This window comes from Microbacterium sp. ZW T2_14 (assembly GCF_044987405.1).
Taxonomy (GTDB): domain Bacteria; phylum Actinomycetota; class Actinomycetes; order Actinomycetales; family Microbacteriaceae; genus Microbacterium.
The window spans coordinates 50995-74963 of record NZ_JBJDRK010000007.1; the positions used below are offsets into that span (position 1 = coordinate 50995).

Sequence of the window (23969 nt, forward strand, 5' to 3'; positions counted from 1 at the left end):
CCATGCACCGATCCGCTCGCCACTTCACCAGCTTCTGAAGCGCGGGTGGCGGCCGATACTGGTCGCGGCCGACGGAAAGCACTATGCCCAGTCTCAGGGTGGGTGAGCACGCGCGTCCACCCGGATGCACCGCCCGCGAGTTCCCGCGCGACAGGCAGTGGGATCGGCCCGATGCCTTCGACGACCGGCGGATCGATTCCGGCGGCCGCCCGTGAGGTGTCGGACTCGTGGAGGAGCGCGAGCACAGGGGCGGTGACGAACACCGTCGCCTTCGCGCCGCGCGCCTGCTCGGGGTGACTCTCGACCGCGCCGTCGATGAGAAGGTCGAGGACGACGTCGGCGCGCACCTGGTCGAGCGTGCGCGTCTCGCCGTCGTTGCCCACGATGACTTTCGCCATCGCTGTCGTCCGGCCGAAGGCGGCGTGGAGCGCGACCAAGGGTCCATAGACGTGCGCCCATCCCATCCCGTCACGGTCGGGCTCGACCACGACCCGTCGCCTCGCCAGCGCCCTTTCATATCGTTCGGTGAGGGTCGCCGAGCGCACCGTGTCGACGAGCGTGCGCAGCTTACGGCGGAAGGTGCCGACCGGCTCCGACTCCGCCAGTGCGATTCCCGGCTCGAGCACCTGGTCACGGAACTCCGGTTCGAGTTCGTCCACAGCGGCGATCAGGATCTGCGCGTGCCGTTCCGTGATCCGGGCCCGCTCCATCGAGGCCAGCACCGCCGGATAGGAGTGCACCATGGCCTGCGAGAAGCTCAGCAGGTCGCCGGCGGCGTGCTCGGTGATCCGGAGCGCAGCCGCGAGCTCCAGCCGAACGCCCCGCTCCACGACCTCGGTCAGAACTCGGCCGTTGCGGGTCGCGTCGCGAAGCGCCTCGCGCCGCATGGCGTCGATGCGCACCAGCCGCTGCGCCGCGAGCACCGTCATCATGTCGGCCGCTTCGATGACCAGGTCGAGTTCATCGGGAAACACCCGGTCAGGGAGTTCGGGATCGATGAACATGCTTCGACTTTAGAACATACCTACGACACTGCGATGGGTGCCCAAGACTTCGACGGCTCGTCAGGCAGCGCCGACGCGTCGAAGAACGATGACGCGGCCCAAACCGCTTCGCGCCGCTGTTCGCTCGCAAGCGGACACCGAACAGCCCGTCCTGCCGAAGCGGGACGGGCTGTCGAGGTGATGCGGTGGATCAGCCTGCGACCACCGGGGCGGGTGCCACGACGGGGGTCACCGTCAGCAGGTGGCCGTTGGCGTACAGGCCACCGGTCGAGCTGACCAGGGTGACTGCCGTCCACAGGCCGTCGTGCCCCTCGTTGCCCGGGCAGGGCTCGCCGACGACCGGGATCACGCCGGCCTCGGTCACGTCGCCGAAGCCCGCCAGGTTGAAGCCGGTGAACTGGTTCTGGCCCTTGGTCTGACGGGGGTCGCCGTTGACGGAGGCGATGACAGCGGTCTCGGTCGTGTGCGCGACGTTGTGCGTCTTCTCGCCGCGCGTGCCCTCGCCGGTCACGAAGGTGCAGACCGCCGAGTAGTCGTCGGTGGACTCGTAGGTGAATACCACGTTGGAGGCGTTCTCCTGGAGCGTCTTGTTGTTCCAGCCCATGACCTGCTGGACCTCGCCCTTGCCCACGAAACCGGCACCGGCTGCGGTGTCCAGGGTGTAGGCGTTCGCCGCGCCCCCCATGAGGGTGGCGGCCAGGACTGTGGTGGCGGCCGCGAGGCCGATGATGCGCTTTCGCATTGCTGCTCTTTCGGGTTCTGCGCCGCAGCCCGCGACGCGAGGGGCGGCACTGCCGCTCGCTATTGGCGGAACGCTAACACGCTGTTGACTAATCGCCAAATCCTGGGAGACTCAGCTGATGAACACCACGCGAAAAGGTGGACGCCTCGACGCCACACAACGGCGGGAGCAGCTGCTCGACGTGGCCAACGACCTGTTCGCCGAGCGTGGATACGAGGAGGTTTCGGTCGAAGACATCGCGCGCTCGGCCGGCGTCACCCGGGGCCTCGTCCACCACTACTTCGGCGGACGCAAGGATGTCTACATCGCACTGCTCGAGCGGCTCGGCACGCTCCTCGAGGAGGAACTGCGGCCGCCCGCCGGTCGCGATGCACACGCACGTGTAGCGGACTCCGTATCACGCTGGCTGGACTGGACGGAGTCCAACCGCGTCATCTATCTCGGCACCATCGCGCCGGGCGAAGACATCGCCGACCCCGAAGTGCGACGTGTCGTCACCGTTCTCGTTCGACGAGCTGTCGCCGTCCTCACGGTCTTCCACGGCGAGATCGCCGCAGACTCGGCCCGGCTGCGCTACGCGCTCGAGTGCTGGACCGGGCTGAACCGTTCGGCGACACGCCGCTGGTTGCGTGGAGAGGCAAACCGCGAGGCGACCCAGGAATTGCTCACCTCGACTCTCGAACACGTCCTGCGCACGTTCGGAGCACCGCGCCGCGCCCCCGAGCCGACGTTTCGACCGGCGCGGTGAGCCTACCCGGGTCGCCCGCCCGCCCACGCGGGGCGCGGGCGGACGGGCGGGCGCCAGCGTCGGTGTCAGGCCGCGAGCTCGGCCCGCTGACCGAGCTCGGGCAGTCCCAGATTCTCGCGCAGCGTCGTGCCCGGGTACTCGGTGGGGTAGATGCCGCGCCCCTGCAGCTCGGGGATGAGCCCGTCGACGATGTCGTCCAGACCCTCCGGCACCAGGTACGGCGAGACGTTGAACCCGTCCACGGCGCGGGCGTCGACGTACTGCACGATGCGGTCGGCGATGGTCGAGTAGCCGCCGACGAACGTGCGCAGCGACGAGCGCTTGATGACGAACTCCCGGATCGACAGACCCTCCGCGGCCGCGCTCTCACGCCAGTCCCGCGCCGTCTCGACCGCACGGCGGCCCTGGAACAGGGATCCGCGCTGGCCGTCGACCTCGTCGACCACCGGGTCGAAGCTCGGGAGCGGTCCGTCCGCGTCGAGCTCGGAGAGGTCGCGGCCCCAGATCGGCTCGAGGAAGCGGATCGCCGTCTGCGGCGACACCTGCTCGCGGGTGACCCACTCGGCCTTCTCGCGGGCCTCGGCGTCGGTGTCGGCGAGGATGAACTGGGCTCCCGGGAAGAACTTGAGCTCGTCCACGCTCCGCCCGTGCGCGGGCAGGCGCCGGCGAAGGTCGGCCGCGAAGGCGATCGCCTCGTCGAGCCCGGGATGGGCGGAGAAGATGACGTCCGCGCTCGCCGCGGCGAACTCGCGCCCCTCATCGGAGTCGCCGGCCTGGAAGAGGATCGGGCGGCTCTGCGGGCTGGCCGGCAGCGGAGCGGGACCTGCGAACGACACCAGATCGCCGTCGACCGCGACCGGCGTGCCGACGCCGTCGGCTCCGGCATCCCACAGCCGCTGAGCGGCGTCGACGAACTGCGCCGCACGGCGGTAGCGGTCGGCGTGGTCGAGGTAGCCGCCCTTGCGGAAGTTCGCCCCGGTCCATGCGTTGTCGGTCGTGACGACGTTCCAGCCGGCACGGCCCTCGCTGATGAGGTCCAGCGAGTTCAGGCGCTTCGCGAGGTCGTAGGGGTCGTTGTAGGTCGTGTTCTGCGTGGCGACGAGGCCGATTCGGTCGGTGACCGCGGCCAGCGCCGCGAGCTGCGTCTGCGCGTCGGGACGCCCGGCGATGTCGAGATCGTGGATGCGGCCGAAGTGCTCGCGCAGCCGCAGCCCCTCGCCGAGGAAGAACGCCGAGAACAGTCCGCGCTCGGCGGTCTGCGCGATCCGGCGGAACGACTCGAAGTCGTACTGCGATCCGCTGCGGTCGCTCGACCAGATGGTGCCGAAGTTGACGCCCTGGAAGAAGACTCCGAACTGGATGCGGCGGGACGTGGTCATGCGAACTCCTTCACGGCGGACGCGGCGTAGCGGCTGAGGGGGCGCTCGAGACCGAGCGCGTCGCGGAGCGTGTCCCCCGGGCGAGGGGAGCGGAATCCGATCCGCTCGCGGAGGCCGGGGAGCACCGCACGCCCCGCCTCCTCGAGGTCGACGTCGAGCTCGGCGACGTGCAGCCGCACGCCGTCGACCGACGCCGACAGCTCGGCGAGCAGCGCGACGAGGTCCGGCGCATCGCCGACGTGGCGGAGGCGGCCGGTCTGCGGCCACGCGCCCAGGGTCTGCAGCCGCTGCGCAGCCGGCACGCCGCGCGCGCCGAGCAGCACCTCGACCTCGGCCCACACGATCGGTGCGCCTGCGGCGCGCGCCCGGGAGGCGGCATCCGCGATCGCCGCGATGTCGGCGCCCTCGACGAGTGCGACGTCCGCACCCGCGGTGCCCGGCGGCGCCACGACGACCAGCTGCCCCTGCGGCGGGCGCGGCGTGATGAGCGGTCCCTTCACGGAGAAGCTCTCGCCCTCGAAGTCGACGTAGTGCAGCCGATCGGCGTCGAGGTAGCGGCCGGTGGCGGCATCCTGGATCACCGCCTCGTCCTCCCACGAGTCCCACAACCGGCGGGCGACCTCGATGACGTCGTCGCGCTCGCGGCGCAGCTCGTCGTCGGCGATCGCCTCGCGCCCGTAGGCGGCGACTTCGCGGGCGGTGCCGGATGCCGCGGCGATCCATCCCGCTCGGCCGTTCGATGCCCAGTCGAGACTGGCGAGCTGCGTGGCGACGTGGAACGGCTCGCTATATGCCACGTGCGCGACGGGGATGAGGCCGATCGCAGAGGTCAGGGGTGCGGCGAACGCGGCGCGCTGCACGGCGTCCAGCCGCGCGGTGTCGCCGGCGGCCGGCAGCGGCGAGTCGTCGAAGGTCGCCGCGGTGAATCCCCAGCGCTCGGCGCCGGCTGCGCGCGCGGCGAGGCGGCGCGCCGAGAGCGCGCCGGAAGGAGTGGCGGAGGCCGCGGGGTGGGCGCCGTCGGCGTCCAGCTCGAGCGCGACCACGAACGGTGTGTCGGACATGCGAGCCACGGTAGGTGTCCTGGCGCGCGGGCGGCCGGTGTGCGTCGGTGCATTCCGGAGTGTGACGCCGCGTTGCGGACCGTCACGATCCGTGTCGCCACGGTTCCCCGCCAGCTGGGTCGCAGACGCGGTGCAGCCCTAGCTTCGGCCTACCGACACACCCCAGACACCGACCCCGCAGACCCTGCGCCGCCGACCGAGGAGCACCTCATGACCGACACACTCCCGCGCCAGACAGGCGCCGCCGAAGACGCGCCGCCGTCGACCGCGGCGTCGTCGCGCGTCGACCTCGGCGACCTCCGCGTCGTCCACACGCGGCATTGGTTCCGGTGGTCGATCGGCATCGTCGTCCTGTTCGTCGTCGCCCAGTTCGCGTGGTCGCTGGTGACGAACGAGAACTACGAGTGGGACGTCTTCGCCCACTACTTCCTGTCGGAGCCGGTGCTGCAGGGCGTCGGCATCACGCTCGCACTCACGGTGATCTCGGCATCCATCGGCTTCTTCCTGGGTACCGTGCTCGCCCTCGCCCGCCTCTCTAAGTCGCCCCTCTTGAGTTCGGCCGCATGGCTGTTCATCTGGTTCTTCCGGTCGGTGCCGCTCGTCGTCCAGATCATCGTCTGGTACAACCTCGGCTACCTTTACCCGACGCTGGGTCTGGGCACCCCCTTCACCACTGATTTCTGGATCGTCGAGTTCCCGACGGTGCAGCTGATCAGCGCGTTCGCGGCAGCGATCCTCGGCCTCAGCCTCAACCAGGCGGCGTATTCGGCGGAGATCATCCGCGGCGGCCTGGTGTCGGTCGACCAGGGCCAGCTCGAGGCGGCCGCGGCCCTCGGCATCCCGCCGCGTCGTCGCCTGACGCGCATCATCCTGCCGCAGGCCATGCGCTCGATCATCCCGAACGCCACCAACGAGGTGATCGGCCTCGTCAAGGGCGCGTCGGTGGTGTTCGTCATCGCGATCCCCGAGGTGTTCTACGCGGTGCAGGTCATCTACAACCGCAACAGCCGGGTGATCCCGCTCCTGCTGGTCGCGGTCGTCTGGTACACGATCATCACCACGGTCCTGAGCATCGCGCAGTACTACATCGAGCGGCACTACGCCCGCGGCACGGTGCGCGTTCTGCCGCCGACGCCCCTGCAGCGCGCCCGCCACTGGGCCGGCGTGCAGTGGGCCCGTCTCGGCGACTCCGAGACGGGGCCGGCGCCGCTCGTCGGCGTCGATGCACCCGTCGTCGCGAAGGCGACGTTCCAGGGCTCGAGCAACGATGCCAAGAATTCCGGAGGAGCAGGCGCATGACCGCCGTCATCGCAGAGACCGCCACGCGCGGACTCGTCGAGATCCACAACGTCCACAAGAGCTACGGCGGCGTCGAGGTGCTCAGCGGCATCGATCTGACCGTGCAGCCGGGCGAGGTCGTCGCCATCCTCGGGCCGAGTGGCTCGGGCAAGTCGACGCTGCTGCGCACGATCAACCACCTCGAGAGCGTCGATCGCGGCTCGGTCACGGTCGACGGCCAGCTCATCGGCTACGAGCTGCGCGGTGGGAAGCTCTACGAGCTGCGCGAGCGGGAGGTGCTGGAGCGACGCACGCAGATCGGCATCGTCTTCCAGAACTTCAACCTCTTCCCGCACCTGACCGCGCTGGAGAACATCACCGAGGCGCCCGTCGCGCTGGGCCGGCTCTCCAAGGACGACGCGCGTGAACTCGCCCTCGGCCTGCTCGACCGCGTCGGGCTGAGCGACAAGGCGGAGCACTACCCCCGGCAGCTGTCGGGGGGCCAGCAGCAGCGCGTCGCGATCGCGCGAGCCCTGGCCCTCAAGCCCAAGGTGATCCTGTTCGACGAGCCGACCAGCGCGCTCGACCCCGAGCTCGTGGGCGAGGTGCTCGACGTCATCCGCGACCTCGCGCAGCTCGGCACGACGCTCATCATCGTCACGCACGAGGTCGGCTTCGCCCGTGAGGTCGCCGACCGCGTCGTATTCCTCGACGGCGGCCAGGTCATCGAGCAGGGCCCGCCTGCCGAGGTCCTCGTCGCGCCCAAGCACCCCCGCGTCCAGGACTTCCTCGCAAAAGTCCTGGCCTGACCCATCGAGATCTCGACTTCGAGTCCTCACACCCGAGAGAAGGAAACACAGCAATGGCACTGAGCAAGAAGCAGGGCATCGCGATCGGCGTCGGCGTCGTCGCGGTGGCCGCGATCGTCGGCGGCGTCGTCTGGGGCGTCAACCAGAACGCACCGGCAGAGGCTGCCGCGCCCGAGCCCAGCGCGTCGTCGGCGAACGTCGCGACCGACGACATTCAGTGGGTCCGCCTCGACGAGCCCGTGGCCGAGGCCGTGGAGGCCCTCGAGGAGAGCGGCTTCCAGCCCGTCGAGCCGGGCAAGCTCACCGTGGCGCACTCGGCCTACGTGCCGCCGCTGGGCTACATCCCCGAGGGCGAGACCGACCCCGCCGGCACCGAGCCCAACATCGGCGCTCTGATCGCCGACGCGCTGGGCCTCGAGTACAACCCTGTCGTCGTCGCGTGGGCGGACTGGCCGCTCGGCATCCAGTCGGGCAAGTACGACCTCATCACCTCGAACGTGACCGTCACCGAAGAGCGCAAGGAGCTGTACGACTTCGCCAGCTATCGAGAGGACCTGCTCGGCTTCTATGTGAAGAACGACAGCGACATCGAGAAGATCGAGGAGGCCGCCGACATCTCCGGGCTGAAGATCGCGGTCGGCTCGGGCACGAACCAGGAGCAGGTGCTGCTCGCCTGGAACGCCGATCTCGAAGCCGCCGGCGAAGAGCCCGCCGAGCTGCAGTACTACGACGACAACGCCGCCACCGTGCTGGCGCTGCAGTCGGGCCGCATCGATGCGACGTTCGGTCCGAACGCGACGTCGGCGTGGTCTGCACGTGAGACCGGCGACACGAAGGTCGTCGGGCTCGTCCCGGGCGGCTGGCCGCTGACGGCGAACATCGCCGCCGCGACGGCCAAGGGCAACGGCCTGATCGAGCCGGTCAACATCGCGCTCAACTATCTGATCGAGAACGGACAGTACGACGAGGTCCTCGAGATCTGGGACCTGCAGTCGGAGGGCATCGAGAAGAGCGAGATCAACCCCGCCGGGCTGCCGAAGTCCTGACGAACCTCACGCCGGCCGGACCCGCAGGGGTCCGGCCGGCGTCCCGCATCCATCGTCGCCGTCCGGCGGCGTCCTCCCCGAGGGAGCCCTCCCATGCCGCCCGTCCCGCTCTCCGACTCGCCATCCTCCTTCGAGGCGGGGACGGATGCCGGAGCCCGTCGTCTCGCGCCGGGTTACGGTCGAGGGATGCACAGTTCTACTCCTCCCGACCAGGGCGCCGTGTCCTTCCACTCGACCGACGGAACCGGCGAGGCCGCGGCATCCCGCTCCGCCGGCTGGAGCATCCGCCTCGTCCGCACCGAGGAGTACGAGCGCGCCGGCCAGGTCACCGCGGATGCCTACCTGACGAGCTACGGCGCACTGTCGGACGAGTACGTGGCGTCGCTGCGCGACGTCGCGGGCCGGGTGCACGAGGGCGACGTCTGGGTGGCGGTCGATGGGGACGGCGACATCCTCGGGACCGTGTGGGTCGCGCGAGAGGGCAGGCCGCTCGCGGACATGGCCCAGCCGGGTGAGACGGACTTCCGCCAGCTGGCCGTCGCGCCGGCCGCGCGCGGGCGAGGCATCGGTGAGGCGCTCACCCGCCACGTCGTCGAGCTCGCGCGCGAGCGGGGCTCGCACCGCGTCGTGATGAACAGCGGCCCAGAGATGACCGGCGCGCACGCGCTCTACGCCAAGCTCGGATTCCAGCGGCTGTCGGAGCGTGAGGGGATGTGGGAAGTGCAGCCCGGCCGGTGGATCGAGCTGTACGCGTTCGGCTACGACCTGGCCCCCGCGCTCCGCTGACATCCCGAGGGAGGCGACCGCCTCCCAGCGCGTCATGCCCCGATTCGTGGAAACACGCGACAACCGGCCGTTTTGCGCCTACTCTTGGCTTCGCGCCCCAGACCCCGGCGTACACACGGCACACAGACCTCCGCGCGAGCCCGCTCCTCGGTTCGTCGACGTTCCGATCCTGTTGTGCCCGCGCGCGGCCATCGGCAGGGGTCTGACATGACGGAGAACGACCATTCGTTCGGCAAGGCGCTGTTCGGGCGACGCTGGAAGTCGATCGTGCCGATCTTCGACTGGGCCCGCAGGGCATGGCGCCAGGCGCTGACGTCGGCACGCGACTCGGGACGGTGAGTTGCCGGCTCCGGGACGATGAGCATTCCGGGATGGTGCGCCCCGGGATAATGGGCCGGTGGAGCCGTGGGAGATGCGCGAGTGGTACGCCGAGTACCTCGACGCCTGCAACCGGCACGACCTCGACGCCATCCGCTCGTTCGTGGATCCGTCGGTCCGGCGTGCGCATCTGCCCGGCGGGGTCGAGGCGTGGGTCACCGACGTGGCCGACCTCTTCCAGGGCTTTCCCGATTGGCGGTGGCGTCGTATCCAGCTCATCGTGGAGGACGACCGCCTCGCCGCCCATCTGCGGGGCAGCGGCACTCACCTGGGCACGTTCCGCGGAATCGCCGCGACCCGGCGCCACGTCAACGTCGCCGAGTTCGAGATGTACCGCGTGGCCAACGGCCGCATCACCGAGTTCACCGCTTCCGAGAACGACCTCGAGCTGCGCGCTCAGCTCGGCGGGCCCGCACGGTAGTCAACGTACCGCGGAGGCGCCACGAGCGTTCACGCTCTCGCCGATGCTGCGCGCCGAGGTAAGAGCCGCCGGCACGTCATCCGCGGTGGCCGTCCCGCGTGTGCCTGCCCGCCGATAGCCGGGATCGACCGATGCCGCCAGCGCGATCAGGGACCCCAGCGCACAGGTGGCGAGTGCCGCCTGCAGCGTCGCGGCAGTGCTGACACCGGCAGGGGTCAGCAGGATGCCGGTCACCAGGGCCACGAGGAACGTCGCCGACAGCCGCTGCGTGAGCTGCAAGAACGACGCGGCGACGCCGTGCAGGTCGGCGGGCGCGAACGAGAGAGTCGTGGCACGCACCACCGGCTCGACGAGGCCGCCCCCGATGCCCAGTCCGATCTGGGCGGCGGCCGCCACGGCGAACAGGGTGCCGTCGGGCAGCAGCGGCGCCGCGATCGCCAGGCCGGCGAAGAGCACCGCCTGCAGTCCGAGGCCGAGCCCGACCGTCGCTGACGGACCGATGCGGCGCACGACGCGCAGGCTGAACAGCGATCCGCCGAGGCGGGCGAGCGCGCCGGGCGCGAACACCAGGGCGATGGCCAGTGCCGACAGTGCCGGTGACTGGAGGAAGTAGAGGGTCACGGCGGAGCCGGCGGCCATGCCGCTGCCGAACCACAGCAGGGCGACGACATTGCCGATCACGAAGCCGCGCGACCTGACGAGCTGCGGCGCGAACAGGGGGAGGCGACCGCGGCGTGCGTAGTTCCGCTCCCACACGATCAGCACAGCCGCGAGAAGGACAGCGCCGCCTGTGACCGCCAGGCCCGTCAGTCCTGAGAGACCCGGCTCCACGACGGGCAGCGTCAGGGCGACGACGACCAGGCACAGCAGCACGATGCCCGGCAGGTCGAGCCAGACGCGGGTCGCGGCGCGGGCGACGGCGGGATGCGGCATCCCTCGCCATCCGAGCACGAGTGCGACGAGCACGAGGGGGAGCGGAGTCAGGAGCACGAGACGCCAGGCGACGTCCGAGGCGACGGCGCCGAGGAGTGCGGCAGCCAGCACCGGCCCCAGCACGCCGGCCAGACCTCCGACCGCGGTGTACGCGGCGAGGGCCCGCAGGCGCGCGGGGCCGGTGAAGAGGTCTTGGATGGCGCCGAGCACCTGTGCGCTGATCACGCCCGCGCCGAGTCCCTGCACGAATCGCGCGGCGATCAGCACCGCGATCGTGGGCGAGACGACGGCGGCGACCTCTCCGACCAGGAAGATGCCGAGCCCGACGAGGAACAGCAGGCGCCGGCCGTAGACGTCGCCGAGGCGGCCGGAGGGGATCAGCCCGAGGCCGAACGTCAGCGAGAACGATGCGAGCAGCCACTGGACGCCGGCGGTCGAGCCGCCGAGTGATGCGCTCACCGCGGGTGCCGCGTAGGTGATGACGGTGGCGTCGAACAGCGTCGCGAAGCCGGCTGCCAGACACGCCCAGAGCGCGGGCCGCGTGCGGGATCGCCGCGCGGGGTCCGCGCCCTGGATCGTCACGTGTCCGCCGAGCTCAGGCGGCGACGAGCTCGGGGGTGCGCCGGCCCTGGGGGTCGGCGTCCGTCCACAGCGTCGTCGGGAACTCGCGTCGCAGCACCGGAGCCACCTCGTCGGCGAAGCGCTCGAGGATCTCGAGCTGCCGATCGAACGGCACCGTGGTCGGCAGGCTGATCGACTGCAGGTCGTGCCCGAGGCGTCCGTGGAAGCGAGCGATCTTGTCTATCACCTGCTGCGGCGTGCCGACGAGGGCCGGGCCCTCGGTGACGGCGTGCTCGATGTCGCGGAACGGGGTGTTGTTCCCGGGTACGTTCGTGGCGGCCACGATCGCGTTGTACACGGGACCGTACTCGCGGATCGCCTCCTGAGTGGTGTCGGCGATGAAGAGCGCGCCCGAGCCGGCGGCGACGAACGCGCCCGCCGGGTCGTGGCCGTGCCGCGCGTACTCGGAGCGATAGTGGTCGACGAGCACGCCGTAGTTCTCGAGCGGCTGGATGGCGTTCGCGCTGAACAGCGGGTCGCCGAAGCGGGCGGCGAGGCCGGCCGAGAACAGGGTCGTGGCCGAACCGTGCCAGACACGGGGCGGCCCGGCGAAGGGGCGCGGCAGGGTCGTCACGCCGGTCAGCGGCCGGGTGAACTCGCTCCCGGACCAGATGACGTCCTCCTCGCGCCAGAGGGTCCGCAGCAGCTCGTACTTCTCGGCGAGCAGCTCCCACTGGTCGTCGATGTCGAGCCCGAACAGCGGGAACTGCGCGACCTCGTTGCCCTTGCCGATCGTGAGGTCGAGCCGGCCGGCCGACAGCTGATCGATCGTGGCGTAGTCCTCGGCGACGCGGACCGGATCCAGCACCGAGAGCACCGTGACACCGGAATTGAGACGGATGCGGGATGTCCGGGCCGCGATCGCCCCCAGCAGCACCGTCGGCGACGACGAGATGAAGTGCCCCGCGTGGCGCTCGCCGACGGCGACGGCATCCAGCCCGAGCTCTTCGGCACGGATCGCCTGCTGCAGCGTCTCGGCGAACCGCTCGGACGGCGAGACCTGGCGACCGGTGAGGGGGTCGGCGCGGTACGGGACGATGTCGAGCAGCTGGAACCTCATGCGCTCACCGCCGGCGCGACGAGCTCGGCGTCGGACCGCACGCGCGACAGCGGCGTCTTCTCGCCCGCCTCGATGCCGATCGGCAGGCGGTTGCCCTCCGGAGGCAGGGGGCAGGTCGCGAAGTCGGTGTAGGCGCACGGGAGGTTGACGGCGCGATTGAAGTCGATCGTGGTCCAGCCGTCGGCATCCGGCGCGTCGACGCCCACCGAACGGTTCGCGGCGTAGGTGGTGAGCCCGCTCGTCGCGTCGGTGAACAGCACGAGCAGGTCGCTGGGCGCCTTGCCGTCGAACGCGGTGAGCGCGAACTCCTCGCCGCGCCACGAGAACTCGAGCACGCCGGGCGCGTCGTACACGTGGGTGAGGCCGTCGACGGCAGCTCCCACCTCGGTCGGCCGGGGCGCCTCGAACGGGCGGAAGCGTGCGGCCACGCGCCAGCGGGGATTCGGCACGTACGTCGGCGTCCCGGGATACTCGCCGAGGAACGGGTGGTCGCCGCGCCGCGGCCGCAGGATCGTGTGCCCGCCGCGCTGTGCGATCTCCACGGCGCCGGCGACTTCGCCATCACGGAAGCCGGGCGTGATGCTGCTGCGCTCCGGGAGCTCGCCGAACGCGTGGCGACCCGTGATCGTCGTGCCGTCCAGGGTGAGGCTCTCGCCCTCGGCGAGCTCCACGACGACGCCCTCGGCGTCCAGGCGCCAGGTTCCCGGCGCGCCCGGCAGCGTGATCGGGTCGGCGCCCAGCCAGTGCAGCCCCGTGATGGCGAAGAAGCCGAGGGCGTCGGCGCGGTACGTCTCGTGGGCCCGATGCCAGGCCTCCCAGTCGCGGCCGAACTGGACGCGGTCGATGTCGGTGTTGAGGGTGGTGGTCATGTCGTCCTCGTTTCTCGTGGGGGTCAGGAGACCGGCACCGACGTCGACAGCGTCGATCCCGGGATGGCCTCGATGAGCCGACGCGTGTACTCCTCGCGCGGGGTGCCGAGCACGCGCGAGGTCGCGCCCTGCTCGACGATGCGCCCGTGCTGCATCACGGCCACGCGGTCGGAGATCTCGCGCACGACGGCCAGGTCGTGGCTGATGAAGAGGTACGAGACCCCGACATCGCGCTGCACGGCGGCGAGCAGGTCGAGGATCTGCGCCTGCACGGAGACGTCGAGCGCCGACACGGCCTCGTCGAGCACCACCAGGTCGGGGTGCAGCGCGAGGGCGCGAGCGATGGCGACGCGCTGACGCTGGCCGCCCGAGAGCTCGGCCGGGCGTCGCGTGGCGGTGCTCGCGGGGAGCGCGACCTGATCGATGAGCTCGCGCACGCGTCGCCCGCGCTCCGCCCTGTCGACGCCGTAGGCCCGGAGCGGCTCGTCGATGACGTCGGCGATCGTGAACCGCGGATCGAGCGACGCGAAGGGGCTCTGGTAGACGAGCTGGAACCGGCGCCTCAGCGTGCGCAGCTCTTCCCGGCTCGCGGCGACGATGTCGGTGCCGTCGAAGCGGATGCCGCCGGCCGTCGGCTTCTCGAGCCGCAGCGCGAGTCGCGCCGTCGTGCTCTTGCCCGAGCCCGACTCGCCGACGATCGCGAGCGTCTCGCCACGATCGATCAGGAACGACACCTCGTCGACGGCGACCAGCTTCTCGCGCCCGGGAAGCGGGAACTCCTTGCGCAGGCCGGTCACCTCGAGGAGAGCGGCGCGCTCGGCATCCGCCGCGGGCCGCGACGCACGCGCCGCCGTGCGCGCGAGACGCACCTCCGACGGACGCGCGGCCGCCGTCCCGCGCAGTCCCGGTGCCGCGGCGATGAGCGCGCGCGTGTAGGGATGCTGCGGATCCTCCAGCACCGCCCGCGCCGGGCCGGTCTCGACGATCCCGCCGTGCTGCATCACGATGATCCGGTCGGCGCGGTCCGCCGCGACGCCGAGATCGTGCGTGATGAGCAGCACCGCGGTGCCGAGGGTGGACGCGAGCGTGTCGATGTGGTCGAGGATCTGCTTCTGCACCGTCACGTCGAGAGCGCTGGTCGGCTCGTCGGCGATCACGAGCTGCGGCTCGGCCGCCAGTGCCGTCGCGATGAGCGCGCGCTGCTTCATGCCGCCCGAGAACTGGTGCGGGAACTGGCGGGCGCGGGCCTCGGGCTCGCCGATCCCCGCGAGGCGCAGCAGCTCGACCGCCTGCGCGTCGGCGGCGCGGCGGCTCGCGAGGCCGTGGACCACGAGCGGCTCGCCGACCTGGCGGCCCACGCGCTTGACCGGGTTGAGGCTCGTCGTCGGATCCTGCGGGATGAGCCCGATGCGCCGGCCGCGCACCTCGCGCCAGGCCCGCGGGGACAGCGCGGTGAGGTCGGCGCCGTCGAAGCGGATGGTGCCGGCGTCGACGGTCGCGTTCCCCGCCAGCAGGTGGATCACCGCGTGGGCGGTCGTGCTCTTGCCCGAGCCCGACTCCCCGACGATCGCGACGACCTCGCCGCGGTCGACGGTGAAGCTCACGTCGCGGATCGCCGGGCGGGGCACGCCGCCGAGCGCGTACGAGACCGACAGGCCGGTCACTTCCAGCAGCGCCGTCATCGGATCCCTCCATTGCGCTCGAGGGCGCGTGAGATGCGGTTGGCCGACAGCACGACCGCGACGATGACGAGTCCGGGAAGCGTGGTCAGCCACCACGCCACGGCCAGGTAGTCCCGGCCGCCCGCCACGAGCGAGCCCCACTCCGGCGTGGGCGGCGGGGCGCCGAAGCCGAGGAACGACAACGACGAGATCGCCAGCACCATCACGCCGAACTCGAGGGCGGCGAGGGCGACGACCGGGCCCGACGCGTTCGGCAGCACGTGCCGGCGCAGCACGGTGTACCAGCGCACGCCCGAGACGCGCGCGGCCTCGACGTAGACCGCGGTGGCGATCTGCAGCACCTCGGCACGCATGACGCGGGAGAAGGATGCCACGCTGGCGAGGCCGACCGCGACGGCGACGTTGAGCGTGCCGAAGCCGAGCGCCGTGATCAGGGCGAGCGAGAGCAGGAGGCTCGGGATCGCCAGCAGCACGTCCATGAAGCGCATGATGGCGTCGTCGACGAACCCTCGGAGGAACCCGGCCAGCAGTCCGAACAGTGAACCGACAGCGAGTCCCACCACGACGGCGACCGTCGTCGCCGCGAGCGAGGTCGCCGCGCCGTAGACGACACGGGCGTAGAGATCGCGACCGAGGTTGTCGGTGCCGAAGATGTGCTCCGTGCTCGGCGGGAGCAGGCGGTCCTGCGGTACCCCGACGATCGGATCCCACGCGGTGAACCACGAGGGCACCAGGGCCCACAGCGTCACGAGCGCCAGCACGAGGATCGATGCCACGAGCGTCGGCTGCCTGAGCACGGCGACGACGGGCTTCACCGCGGAGCGCCGCGTGGCGGCTGGGCCCACGCGCCCGGAGGCTCCGGGCGACGCGCCAGCGGCGCCTGGAGGGGGCGTGGGGACCGTTCGCTCCTCCTCCATGGAAGCCGCCGCAGGCCCGCCCGCAGGATCGGCGTCCGGATCGACGAACGCCTCGATGAACGGGTCGTGCGGCTCGATGGTGCGTGCGGGGGCGGAGAGCACGTTCTCGACGGTCATGGCTGCTCCTGTCAGGCCGCGACGAACGCCGTACGGGCGAGCGTGATGCGACGGTCGATGAGGGGGTAGACGAGGTCGACGACGAGGTTGGCGACGACGAACACGAGGGCCGCGAAGACGACCACGGCCTGCACGACGGGCACGTCGCGGTTGTTGACGGCGGTCACGACGAGACGGCCGAGGCCCAGGCGCGAGAACACCGTCTCGGTGACGACGGCGCCCGAGAGCAGTCCGCCGATGAGCACGCCCACCATCGTGAGCGCGGGGATCGCCGCGTTGCGGAAGGCGTGACCCAGCTGCACGCGACGCTCGCTGGCGCCCTTGGCGCGCACGATCTCGACATACGGCTGGGCGAGAGTCGACCGCAGGCTCCTCGACAGCAGCTGCGCGATGAACGCCCCGGAGGGGATCGCGATCGTGATCGCCGGCAGCACGAGACTCTCGAAGCCGTCGTTGCCCATCGACGGGAACAGCCGCAGCCGGAACGAGAAGGCCTGCAGCAGCAGGAGCCCGATCCAGAACACGGGAACGGACACGCCGAGCGGTGGCAGCGACGAGAGGATGTTGCGCAGCCACTGGGCCCGGGCGAGTGAGGCCGTCAGAGCCAGGGCGACGCCGAAGACGACCGACAGCACGAACGCGAACGCCGTGAGGGCCAGCGTCGGCGGCAGCGATTCGAGGAGCAGATCGGATGCCGGACGCCCGGTCTGCGTCGACACTCCGAAGTCGCCGGTCAGAGCCTTGCCGAGTGCGACGAGGTACTGCTCCCACAGTGGGCGGTCGAGCCCGAGCTCGCTGCGCAGCTTCGCCACGAGCTCGGGGTCGATGGCCTCGACGTCGCCGCCGCCGGCGAACAGCGTGGCGGCGTCACCGGGCAGCAGATAGAGGATGAGGAACGAGATCGTGTAGGCGGCCCACAGCACCACCAGGCCCTGCCCGATCCTTCGGGCGATGTAACTGCCCCACATGGTCTCGCTCCTCATCCTCTCGATGCCCGTGCGGGCTCTACTCGGCGATCCAGGCGTCGTAGAAGTCCAGGCGGCTGGACGCCTCGAACGTCAGCCCCTGCACCTTCGAGGCGGCCGTGATGGTCGTCGACAGCTGGTAGATCGGGATGCTGTAGCCGCCGGTGATCAGCAGGCTCGCCGCCTCGTCCACGACCTTCTGGCGCTCGGCCGGGTCGGTGATCGCCGCCTGCTCGTCGAGCAGCTCGTCGATCTCGGCCGGCTCGGTGCGCTTGGTGTTGTTGTTGGGGCTGGTGACGGAGAACACCGTGCGCAGCACATCGGGATCGGCGCGCGTCAGGTTGCCGTACGAGAAGTCGTACGTGCCGTCGGCGTTCGCGGCCTGCACGTCGGCGATGCTCGCGAAGGTGAGCTGCAGGTCGACGCCGATCTGGCGCAGCTGCTGCTGCACGAGCTCGAGCACCTCCTTGGGCGACTGCCAGTAGGTCACGTGGAAGCTGAGCTTCTCGCCGTCCTTCTCGCGGATGCCGTCCTCGCCCTCGGTCCAGCCGGCCTCGTCCAGCAGATCGGCGGCGCCCTCGGGGTCGTACTCGAGCACGTCGCTGAGGTCGGTGAAGTAGGGCGTCGACGACGCGAGCGGCGACACGGCGGGCAGGTCGTCGGGACCGAGCAGGGTCGACGTGATCTGCTCGCGGTCGATGCCCTTCTGGATCGCGAGGCGCACCTTCTCGTCCGCGAGCTTCTCGGTCGACTGGTTGGCGTACAGGTTGTAGACGACGCCGGGGTTCGCCCGGTTCAGGCTCCAGAAGTCATCGCCCTCGAAGAGCACGGCGTCGGCGGTGGCGATGCCGGTGGTGGCGTCGATCTGGCCCGACTGCAGGCTGCCGGTGCGGTTGCCCGACTCGGGGATCACCTTGTACGTGATGGTGTCGAGGTACGCCTCGCCGGTGTGGCCGGCGGTCGACGGCCCCCACTCGTAGCCGTCGCGGCGTTCGAGCACGGCGCCCTCGTTGGGCGTGTAGCTCTGCACCGAGAACGGACCCGATCCGACGAAGTCGCCGAGGCACCGGTCGGCCTGGCTGACGGCGGCCGTCGCGGGCGACAGCAGGCCGAGCGAGAACGTCGAGGTCGCCTGCAGGAACTGGGCGCTGGGCTCAGAGAAGTTGATCGTCACGGTGTGCTCGTCGACCACGTCGATGCTTTCGAGGCCGGCGAGGTACGACGAGCCGAGCGTCGCCTTGGCGCCGAGGGCGACGATCGCCTCGAAGTTCGTCTTGACGGATGCCGCGTCGATCGGCTCCCCGTCGGCGTAGGTGGGCCCGTCCTGGAGGGTGAACGTGAAGCTCGTCGCGTCGTCGTTCACCTCGAAGTCCTCGGCGAGCCACGGCAGGATGTCCCCGGTTTCGGGATCCTGGATCGTGAGCGAGGCGACGGTCTGCCGCGCGATGGCGATCGCGTCGTTGTTGCCCACCTGCTGCGGGTCGATGCACTGGCTGTCGACCGAGATCGCGAAGGTCAGGTTGCCGCCGGTCACCGGCTTCGCGTCGGCGGATCCAGTCGGGGCGGGGTCGCCGGCGCCGGTCGCGCACGCGGTGAGCGCGAGCGCGACGACGCCGATCGCCGCGAGGGCGGCGGTACGGGGTCGGGTGAACGACATGGGGGTCTCCAGAAGCTGTGACGGGCGAGTCGCGGCGGGCTGCCGGGCTCGTGGCTTCAGCGTCTCCGACCGGCGGGGCACAGCTCGATCGGCCCCGTCACACGACGGAAATCGAGGTCGCGCGTGTTCACATACCGTCACGCGGCGTCACACGCCCGGTCCGCGCGGGCACGCTCCCGAGCGTGCGCGGCGCCTTCCCGCGGGTGCTGCGCCACGCGACGGCGGCACCTTCCTGCGAGCGCTGCGCAGCGCGACACGTCGATCGCAGGAAACTGCCGCGATCGCTGTCCCGGTTCCGGGCGGGGAAGGCTACGGGGTGACGGGGACGGCGACCCCGAGGCGGGCGGCGATCGCGCCCGCGACCCGGTCGGTCTGGCGCAGCGACAGCGAGTCCGCCGCGGGACGGGTGAACGCGCCGGTCTCGGTCTGCGACGTGAAGGGCCCCATGGCGAACAGCGCGTCGTGCGCAGAGTCGTCGCTGCGCAGCACGCGGCCGTCATCATCCACGCGGACGCGTCCGAGAGCGCCGTCGTACTCGGCGTCCGTCACCCGCAGCTCGCTGCCGTGCACCGTCATGAGCTCGCGCAGTGCACCGTTCGTGCTGCGGGCCGCGTCGGCCGCGGGCAGCCACGCGTCGACGAGGACGCCGGCGACCGTCTCGCCCGGCACGCGGGGACCGGATGCCGCGAACCCGCCCGGTCCGGCAGTCACGGCGATGTCGGGGCCGAGGAAGCGCACCACTCCGGCATCGGAGAGGGCCAGCAGCTCCTCGAGGCGGTGAGGCGGCGGCCCGCTCGCGAGGTAGCTGAAGAACGTGTGGAACCGCACGGGCAGGCTGTGCGCCCGCGACCGTGCGTTCCAGCGCGCCTTCGGGATCTCCGACAGTGCCATGAACGACAGGAGTGCGGCGATGAAGACGCCCTGGGCCGGACTGTGCTCCTGGGTGGTCCGCAGCCGCAGGTCGTCGGCGATGTGGGCTCTCACCCGCCGCTGGACATCTTCCGCATCCCGGAACCGCGCGTCTGCGAGCGGGCGGTCGAACGCCGCCACGTCGAACCGGTCCAGCGGGTCGGGAACCACCGCGGCGATCGCCTCGCGCAGTGCCGGGGCGTCCCACGCGTGGGTGCGCAGCACGGGACGGAACTGCGCCCACGTGCTCGAGACCCGATCGGGGTGCCCCGTGAACAGCTCGCGATAGTGCCCGTGGAGCAGCTCCGCCGCGACGAGCGGCCAGACGTCGCGCTCGAAGTCGATCGGCCGCCCCGACGTCAGGAGCGCGGCGATCGCATCTGTAGTGAGCACTTCGCGCTGCGGCGGGTCGCCCTGCAGGGTCGAGGTCACCTTGGAGCGGTATGGCACGCCCCGGCGCGAGCCGAGGTGCAGCCGTGGCTCGCGGCCGGAGGCGAGGTAGCGCAGCGTGCCGTCGTCGGCCCGGTCGAAGCGTCCGCCGCGGCCCTGGGTCAGCAGGACCACGAGGTCGACGGCCGCCAGGCCCATGCCGCGCACGATGACGTCGGATGCCTCCGGGATCACCGAGAGGTCCGCGTCGGCGGTGAACGCCGGCGGCACGTAGACGAGCCCCGAGCGAGCGGATGCCGCGGCCAGCGCGGCCGACCCAGGATCGAGGTCGCGTTCGGTGTGACCGAGGCAATAGGCGACGGCATCCGTCACGATCTCGGTGCCGCCCGCCAGCACGACGAGGTGGCGTCCGCCGACGGCGGCCGGCCGCACCGCAGCCACGGTGTCGGCGTGCTGCCGGACGGTCACGCCGTCCGGGGCACCCGCCACGGTGGTGCGGAAGAACCAATCGAGGTAGTGGCTGTGCAGGCGCCGGGTCGGAAACCCCTCCGGACCGAGGGCCCGCGCCTCGGCCGCCGACAGCTCGTCGAGGTCGACGTCGGGCAGCCCGCCGGCGCGCCACGACTCGATCCACTCGCTGAGAGATGGGCCCGGACGCACGGGACCGTCGATCGTGCAGCTGTCGTCGGTGAACACCGTGACGTCGCGGGTCATCGAGTTGAGCTTGAGCAGCGGCGACTGGGCACGCCGCCAGATGCGGCCGGCGCCGGGCGGGTGGGGATCCACGAGGTCGATTTCGAGCAGCGTGTGCTCGTCGGTGCGCGCCAGCAGGCGCTCGAGGAGCATGATCGCCCGCGGGCCGGCCCCGACGAGCACCAGGCGCGCGTGGTCGGTCATCGCGCCGCGAGCGCCGGGCTCGTGAGGGGCGGAAGCGTCTGCGGCGCCGGCAGGCCCAGCAGGTCGCGGAGCGTCGCACCGTCCTCGTACGACCGTCGGTACGAGCCGCGCTCCTGCAGCAGCGGCACGACGCGCTCGGCGAACTCGTCGAGACCGTGCGGCGTCAGGTGCCCGACGACGGTGAAGCCGTCGGTCGCCCGCTCCTGCACGTACCGATCGATCTCGGCGGCGATCCGGGAGGGCGTGCCGACGAACGTGGGCGTGGCCGTGAGGCGGATCACCGTCTCGCGGATATTGAGGCCTTCGGTCTCCGACAGCTCGCGGAGCTTGGCGATGCGAGCCCTGACCGCGGCGTGCCGGTTCGCCCAGCCCCGTGCCGTCTCCGACCCGGTGTCGGGCTCGACGTCGGGGAGCGGCCCCTCGGGGTCGTAGCCGGAGAGGTCGCGTCCCCAGACCTGCTCGACGTAGGTGAGGGCGACCTCGGGCCGCACCTGCTGCCGCGCGATGTGCCGTGCCCGGTCGCGGGCGTCGTCGTCGGTGTCGCCGATGGCGAAAGTCGCGGCGGGCAGGATCTTGAGCGAGTCCTCCTCGCGGCCGTACCCCGCGAGCCGTCCCTTGACGTCGTCGTAGAACGCGCGGGCGTCGTCGAATCCGGTGTGCAGCGAGAAGATCACCTCGGCATGCTCGGCGCCGAAGGTGCGGCCGTCCGCCGAGTCGCCGGCCTGCACGATCACCGGGCGCCCCTGCGGCGAACGCGGCACGTCGAACAGCGCGTCGACGTCGAACTGCGGGCCGGTGTGGCGCACGCGCGCGGGTACGCCGTCGGCGAGGAAGTCGCCGGTCGCCGCATCCGCTCGCACACCGTCCTGCGGCCACGAATCCCACAGCCCCTTCGCGAGCGCGGCGAACTCGCGCGCCCGCTCGTAGCGGTCGGCGTGGTCGAGGTAGCCGCCGCGGCGGAAGTTCGCGCCGTGGAAGGCGTCGGAGCTCGTCACGGCGTTCCAGCCGGCGCGGCCCCCTGACAGATGGTCGAGGGTCGCGAGCTGCCGGGCGAGCTCGTAGGGCTCGTTGAACGTCGTGTTCAGCGTGCCGACCAGCCCCACGTGCTCTGTGATCGCGGCGAGGGCCGCCAGGATCGACAGCGTGTTCGGACGGCCCAGCACGTCGAGTTCGTGGATGCGCCCCTTGTGTTCGCGCAGCCGGAGTCCCTCGGCGAGGAAGATGTAGTCGAAGAGCCCGCGCTCGGCGGTGCGGGCGAAGTGCTCGAACGAGGCGAAGTCGATCTGGCTGCCGGCGGACGGATCGGTCCAGACAGTGGTGCTGTTGACCCCGGGGAAGTGCGCCGCGAGGTGGATCTGACGGGGACGGCTCACAGGACGACCTTCTCTCGCACGTAACGGCTCTCGGGACGCGACAGCTGGAGTCGCGACCGCAATGTGGTCTCGGTGCCGGGCGCGTTGCTGCCGTCGGCATCGCGCAGCACACCGGCGGCCCGTGCGAGCGGCACGACGTGTTCGGCGATGGCAGCGACGTCGGCGGGCTGGCGGGCGGGACGGAGCCGGATGCCGTCGACGCCGGCTTCAGCGAGCGAGACGATCTCGTCGACGACGTCGCCCGCGGTGCCGACGACGATGCGCGCATCCGAGGCGAGTTCGGCTCCGGCGAGGTCGTCGAGCCGCCGCGCGGCCCGGCGGGCGGTGTCCGCCGTGTCTTCCACGAGCACGAGCAGGTCGGCGAACACGCGCAGGCGTTCGCGGCCCTCGCTGCGCAGCACCGCCGCAGCGCCATCGAGCTCGGCGCGGATGGCTGCGGCATCCTCCGCACCGTGCGGCGTCGTGAAGACGAGGTCGGCGTGCTCCGCGGCGAGGCGGTACGGCACCGTCTGGTGCGCGAGCACCGTGATGAGCGGGCGGCCCTGCGGCGACCGCGGCACGATGGAGGCGCCGGTGATCGAGAAGAACTCGCCCTCGAAATCGATGTTGTGGATGCGGTCGGCATCGACGTAGCGACCGGACGCGGCATCCCGGATCACGGCGTCGTCCTGCCACGAGTCCCACAGCCGCGTCAGCACGTCGGCGAACTCGCCGGCCTCCCGGAACGCCGCGGCGATCTCGGGGGAGTCCTCGACCCGGCCCGAGGCGGGGAAGGCGTCGACGCCGGACGTGCGGCGGCCGAAGTTCGCCCGCTCGGCGGCTGATGCGCCCGCCACGAGGCGCACGCCGGCGCGGCCGCGGCTCGCGAAGTCCAGGGTCTGGATGCCCGTGGCCACGTGGAACGGCTCGGGGTGCGCGGTGGTCACGGTCGGCACGAGGCCGATGCGGGCGGTGAGGGGAGCGAAGTAGGACGCGAGCAGCACGGCGTCGAGGCGACCGCGCACACGATCGCGACGGAGACCATCGATGGGCTCGAAGCGATCGGCCAACGACAGGGCATCCTCGATCGTGGCGAGGACGAGGCCGGCGCGGTCCGCCGTGCGCAGCAGATCCCGCCAGTAGCCGGGAGAACTCAGCTCGCGCGGCCGGGCGGTCTGCTCGCGCCACGCGGCGGGATGCCACCCGGTGCGCTCCAGGGCGAGGGCGAGGTGCACCTGTTCTGTCACGGTCGTTCGCTCCTCACGGTCGATGCGGCGGCGTGCGGGCGGTGCGCCGAGGCCTCGCCGACACGGGAGTGCTCGCCGAGCCGGTGCCACGTGCGGTTGTGGAAGACCAGCGCGTCGCCTCCCGCTCGTGAGTCGGCGTCGCGGGCGATGTGCGCTTGCACGGCATGCGCGGCAATGATCGTCGAGCCCCCGGCATCCATCCGGCTGACGACGGCGCCGCGCACCCAGGCGCGCACGCCGCGGAACACCGGCTCGCCGGTCGGCAGCGGAGCCCACGACTGGGCGTCGGCGAAGCGGTCGACGCCACTGGTGGCGCCGAGTCTGGCGAGGTCGATGTCGTCGGCGTCGAGGAGGTGCACGACGACGGAGTCGGCCGCGAGGATCGTGGGCGTCGCCGACGAGATCGCGGAGACCGAGAACACGAGAAGCGGTGGATCGGCGCTCACCGAAGACACCGAGGAGGCCGTCAGGGCCACCGGGCCGCCCGGCCCGCTCGCCGTGATGACGGCGACCCCGCTGGGGTGGCCGCGGAAGAGCGATCGGAACTCGGCGGGCGAGATCGCGCTGCCGATCGATCGTCTCGAGGGATGCTGATCGGCTGCCGAGGCTCTGGGGGAAGCGGTCATGGCACGACGGTAGACGCGGCGTCCGGAGCGGCAGGAGGCCGCCGTGCAACACGAGGAAACGCGCGTTCACATGGC

22 protein-coding genes are annotated in these 23969 nt (G+C 71.3%); 8 read left to right on the forward strand and 14 right to left on the reverse strand.

The window, feature by feature from the left end; genetic code table 11:
• The first annotated feature begins 227 nt into the window (after positions 1–227).
• On the forward strand, positions 228–1280 hold the full coding sequence (locus ACI3KY_RS04025; protein ID WP_404928916.1) for a hypothetical protein: 1053 nt from the start codon (positions 228–230) through the stop codon (positions 1278–1280).
• On the opposite strand, the gene ACI3KY_RS04030 is transcribed toward ACI3KY_RS04025, so the two are convergent.
• Entirely contained in the window at positions 1195–1746 is a 552-nt protein-coding gene (locus tag ACI3KY_RS04030) for a hypothetical protein (protein WP_404928917.1), read from the reverse strand. The genes ACI3KY_RS04025 and ACI3KY_RS04030 overlap by 86 nt on opposite strands.
• Positions 1747–1864: 118 nt before the next feature.
• On the opposite strand from ACI3KY_RS04030, the gene ACI3KY_RS04035 reads away from it, so the two are divergent.
• A complete protein-coding gene (locus ACI3KY_RS04035) occupies positions 1865–2494 on the forward strand; it encodes a TetR/AcrR family transcriptional regulator (RefSeq protein WP_404928918.1) in 630 nt (209 codons plus the stop codon).
• Positions 2495–2559: 65 nt separating this feature from the next.
• Here ACI3KY_RS04035 and ACI3KY_RS04040 read toward each other — a convergent pair whose 3' ends face one another.
• Positions 2560–3873 carry an LLM class flavin-dependent oxidoreductase gene (locus tag ACI3KY_RS04040; protein WP_404928919.1) on the reverse strand — a complete coding sequence of 438 codons (1314 nt, stop codon included), beginning with the start codon at positions 3871–3873 and terminating at the stop codon, positions 2560–2562.
• Entirely contained in the window at positions 3870–4934 is a 1065-nt protein-coding gene (locus ACI3KY_RS04045; RefSeq protein ID WP_404928920.1) for an LLM class flavin-dependent oxidoreductase, read from the reverse strand. The genes ACI3KY_RS04040 and ACI3KY_RS04045 overlap by 4 nt, the downstream gene beginning before the upstream one ends.
• Positions 4935–5144: 210 nt before the next feature.
• Between ACI3KY_RS04045 and ACI3KY_RS04050 the strand changes: the two genes are divergently transcribed.
• The 6 genes from ACI3KY_RS04050 (at position 5145) to ACI3KY_RS04075 (ending at position 9652) form a co-directional block, all read left to right on the forward strand.
• Positions 5145–6233 (forward strand): amino acid ABC transporter permease, encoded by a 1089-nt coding sequence (locus ACI3KY_RS04050; protein ID WP_404928921.1) that lies wholly within the window; start codon positions 5145–5147, stop codon positions 6231–6233.
• On the forward strand, positions 6230–7021 hold the full coding sequence (locus tag ACI3KY_RS04055) for an amino acid ABC transporter ATP-binding protein (RefSeq protein ID WP_404928922.1): 792 nt from the start codon (positions 6230–6232) through the stop codon (positions 7019–7021). Before ACI3KY_RS04050 ends, ACI3KY_RS04055 begins: the two co-directional genes overlap by 4 nt.
• A gap of 53 nt (positions 7022–7074) precedes the next feature.
• Positions 7075–8067 carry an ABC transporter substrate-binding protein gene (locus ACI3KY_RS04060; RefSeq protein WP_404928923.1) on the forward strand — a complete coding sequence of 331 codons (993 nt, stop codon included), beginning with the start codon at positions 7075–7077 and terminating at the stop codon, positions 8065–8067.
• 186 nt (positions 8068–8253) lie between these two features.
• Complete coding sequence (locus ACI3KY_RS04065; RefSeq protein WP_404928924.1) at positions 8254–8853, forward strand: GNAT family N-acetyltransferase; 600 nt, start codon at positions 8254–8256, stop codon at positions 8851–8853.
• A 207-nt stretch (positions 8854–9060) separates the two neighbouring features.
• Entirely contained in the window at positions 9061–9192 is a 132-nt protein-coding gene (locus ACI3KY_RS04070; protein WP_404928925.1) for a hypothetical protein, read from the forward strand.
• 58 nt (positions 9193–9250) lie between these two features.
• Positions 9251–9652 carry an ester cyclase gene (locus tag ACI3KY_RS04075; protein ID WP_404928926.1) on the forward strand — a complete coding sequence of 134 codons (402 nt, stop codon included), beginning with the start codon at positions 9251–9253 and terminating at the stop codon, positions 9650–9652.
• Here ACI3KY_RS04075 and ACI3KY_RS04080 read toward each other — a convergent pair whose 3' ends face one another.
• The 11 genes from ACI3KY_RS04080 to ACI3KY_RS04130 all read right to left on the reverse strand — a co-directional run bounded on the left by ACI3KY_RS04080 (position 9653) and on the right by ACI3KY_RS04130 (position 23894).
• Positions 9653–11167: an MFS transporter gene (locus ACI3KY_RS04080; protein WP_404928927.1), complete on the reverse strand. Its 1515-nt coding sequence runs from the start codon at positions 11165–11167 to the stop codon at positions 9653–9655.
• 13 nt (positions 11168–11180) lie between these two features.
• On the reverse strand, positions 11181–12266 hold the full coding sequence (locus tag ACI3KY_RS04085; RefSeq protein ID WP_404928928.1) for an LLM class flavin-dependent oxidoreductase: 1086 nt from the start codon (positions 12264–12266) through the stop codon (positions 11181–11183).
• A complete protein-coding gene (locus tag ACI3KY_RS04090) occupies positions 12263–13135 on the reverse strand; it encodes a DUF1684 domain-containing protein (protein ID WP_404928929.1) in 873 nt (290 codons plus the stop codon). The genes ACI3KY_RS04085 and ACI3KY_RS04090 overlap by 4 nt, the downstream gene beginning before the upstream one ends.
• A gap of 23 nt (positions 13136–13158) precedes the next feature.
• Positions 13159–14817 carry a dipeptide ABC transporter ATP-binding protein gene (locus ACI3KY_RS04095; protein WP_404928930.1) on the reverse strand — a complete coding sequence of 553 codons (1659 nt, stop codon included), beginning with the start codon at positions 14815–14817 and terminating at the stop codon, positions 13159–13161.
• A complete protein-coding gene (locus ACI3KY_RS04100; RefSeq protein ID WP_404928931.1) occupies positions 14814–15851 on the reverse strand; it encodes an ABC transporter permease in 1038 nt (345 codons plus the stop codon). The genes ACI3KY_RS04095 and ACI3KY_RS04100 overlap by 4 nt, the downstream gene beginning before the upstream one ends.
• An 11-nt stretch (positions 15852–15862) precedes the next feature.
• A complete protein-coding gene (locus ACI3KY_RS04105; protein WP_194413108.1) occupies positions 15863–16819 on the reverse strand; it encodes an ABC transporter permease in 957 nt (318 codons plus the stop codon).
• Positions 16820–16856: 37 nt separating this feature from the next.
• A complete protein-coding gene (locus ACI3KY_RS04110; protein WP_404928932.1) occupies positions 16857–18473 on the reverse strand; it encodes an ABC transporter substrate-binding protein in 1617 nt (538 codons plus the stop codon).
• A gap of 309 nt (positions 18474–18782) precedes the next feature.
• A complete protein-coding gene (locus ACI3KY_RS04115) occupies positions 18783–20669 on the reverse strand; it encodes an FAD/NAD(P)-binding protein (RefSeq protein WP_404928933.1) in 1887 nt (628 codons plus the stop codon).
• Positions 20666–22042, reverse strand: a complete 1377-nt coding sequence (locus tag ACI3KY_RS04120) for an NtaA/DmoA family FMN-dependent monooxygenase (protein WP_404928934.1) — start codon at positions 22040–22042, stop codon at positions 20666–20668. The genes ACI3KY_RS04115 and ACI3KY_RS04120 overlap by 4 nt, the downstream gene beginning before the upstream one ends.
• Positions 22039–23268 carry an LLM class flavin-dependent oxidoreductase gene (locus ACI3KY_RS04125; protein WP_404928935.1) on the reverse strand — a complete coding sequence of 410 codons (1230 nt, stop codon included), beginning with the start codon at positions 23266–23268 and terminating at the stop codon, positions 22039–22041. Before ACI3KY_RS04125 ends, ACI3KY_RS04120 begins: the two co-directional genes overlap by 4 nt.
• On the reverse strand, positions 23265–23894 hold the full coding sequence (locus ACI3KY_RS04130; RefSeq protein ID WP_404928936.1) for a flavin reductase family protein: 630 nt from the start codon (positions 23892–23894) through the stop codon (positions 23265–23267). Before ACI3KY_RS04130 ends, ACI3KY_RS04125 begins: the two co-directional genes overlap by 4 nt.
• Positions 23895–23969 lie beyond the last annotated feature (75 nt).

Excerpts from the sequence above, each read along its gene's own strand:
- ACI3KY_RS04050 (WP_404928921.1), top strand. The coding sequence starts at position 5,145 with ATGACCGACACACTCCCGCGCCAGACAGGCGCCGCCGAAGACGCGCCG.
- ACI3KY_RS04095 (WP_404928930.1), bottom strand. The coding sequence starts at position 14,817 with ATGACGGCGCTGCTGGAAGTGACCGGCCTGTCGGTCTCGTACGCGCTC.
- ACI3KY_RS04065 (WP_404928924.1), top strand. The coding sequence starts at position 8,254 with ATGCACAGTTCTACTCCTCCCGACCAGGGCGCCGTGTCCTTCCACTCG.
- ACI3KY_RS04035 (WP_404928918.1), top strand. The coding sequence starts at position 1,865 with ATGAACACCACGCGAAAAGGTGGACGCCTCGACGCCACACAACGGCGG.
- ACI3KY_RS04055 (WP_404928922.1), top strand. The coding sequence starts at position 6,230 with ATGACCGCCGTCATCGCAGAGACCGCCACGCGCGGACTCGTCGAGATC.
- ACI3KY_RS04105 (WP_194413108.1), bottom strand. The coding sequence starts at position 16,819 with ATGTGGGGCAGTTACATCGCCCGAAGGATCGGGCAGGGCCTGGTGGTG.
- ACI3KY_RS04040 (WP_404928919.1), bottom strand. The coding sequence starts at position 3,873 with ATGACCACGTCCCGCCGCATCCAGTTCGGAGTCTTCTTCCAGGGCGTC.
- ACI3KY_RS04100 (WP_404928931.1), bottom strand. The coding sequence starts at position 15,851 with ATGACCGTCGAGAACGTGCTCTCCGCCCCCGCACGCACCATCGAGCCG.
- ACI3KY_RS04030 (WP_404928917.1), bottom strand. The coding sequence starts at position 1,746 with ATGCGAAAGCGCATCATCGGCCTCGCGGCCGCCACCACAGTCCTGGCC.
- ACI3KY_RS04115 (WP_404928933.1), bottom strand. The coding sequence starts at position 20,669 with ATGACCGACCACGCGCGCCTGGTGCTCGTCGGGGCCGGCCCGCGGGCG.
- ACI3KY_RS04130 (WP_404928936.1), bottom strand. The coding sequence starts at position 23,894 with ATGACCGCTTCCCCCAGAGCCTCGGCAGCCGATCAGCATCCCTCGAGA.
- ACI3KY_RS04110 (WP_404928932.1), bottom strand. The coding sequence starts at position 18,473 with ATGTCGTTCACCCGACCCCGTACCGCCGCCCTCGCGGCGATCGGCGTC.
- ACI3KY_RS04085 (WP_404928928.1), bottom strand. The coding sequence starts at position 12,266 with ATGAGGTTCCAGCTGCTCGACATCGTCCCGTACCGCGCCGACCCCCTC.
- ACI3KY_RS04070 (WP_404928925.1), top strand. The coding sequence starts at position 9,061 with ATGACGGAGAACGACCATTCGTTCGGCAAGGCGCTGTTCGGGCGACGC.
- ACI3KY_RS04090 (WP_404928929.1), bottom strand. The coding sequence starts at position 13,135 with ATGACCACCACCCTCAACACCGACATCGACCGCGTCCAGTTCGGCCGC.
- ACI3KY_RS04060 (WP_404928923.1), top strand. The coding sequence starts at position 7,075 with ATGGCACTGAGCAAGAAGCAGGGCATCGCGATCGGCGTCGGCGTCGTC.
- ACI3KY_RS04045 (WP_404928920.1), bottom strand. The coding sequence starts at position 4,934 with ATGTCCGACACACCGTTCGTGGTCGCGCTCGAGCTGGACGCCGACGGC.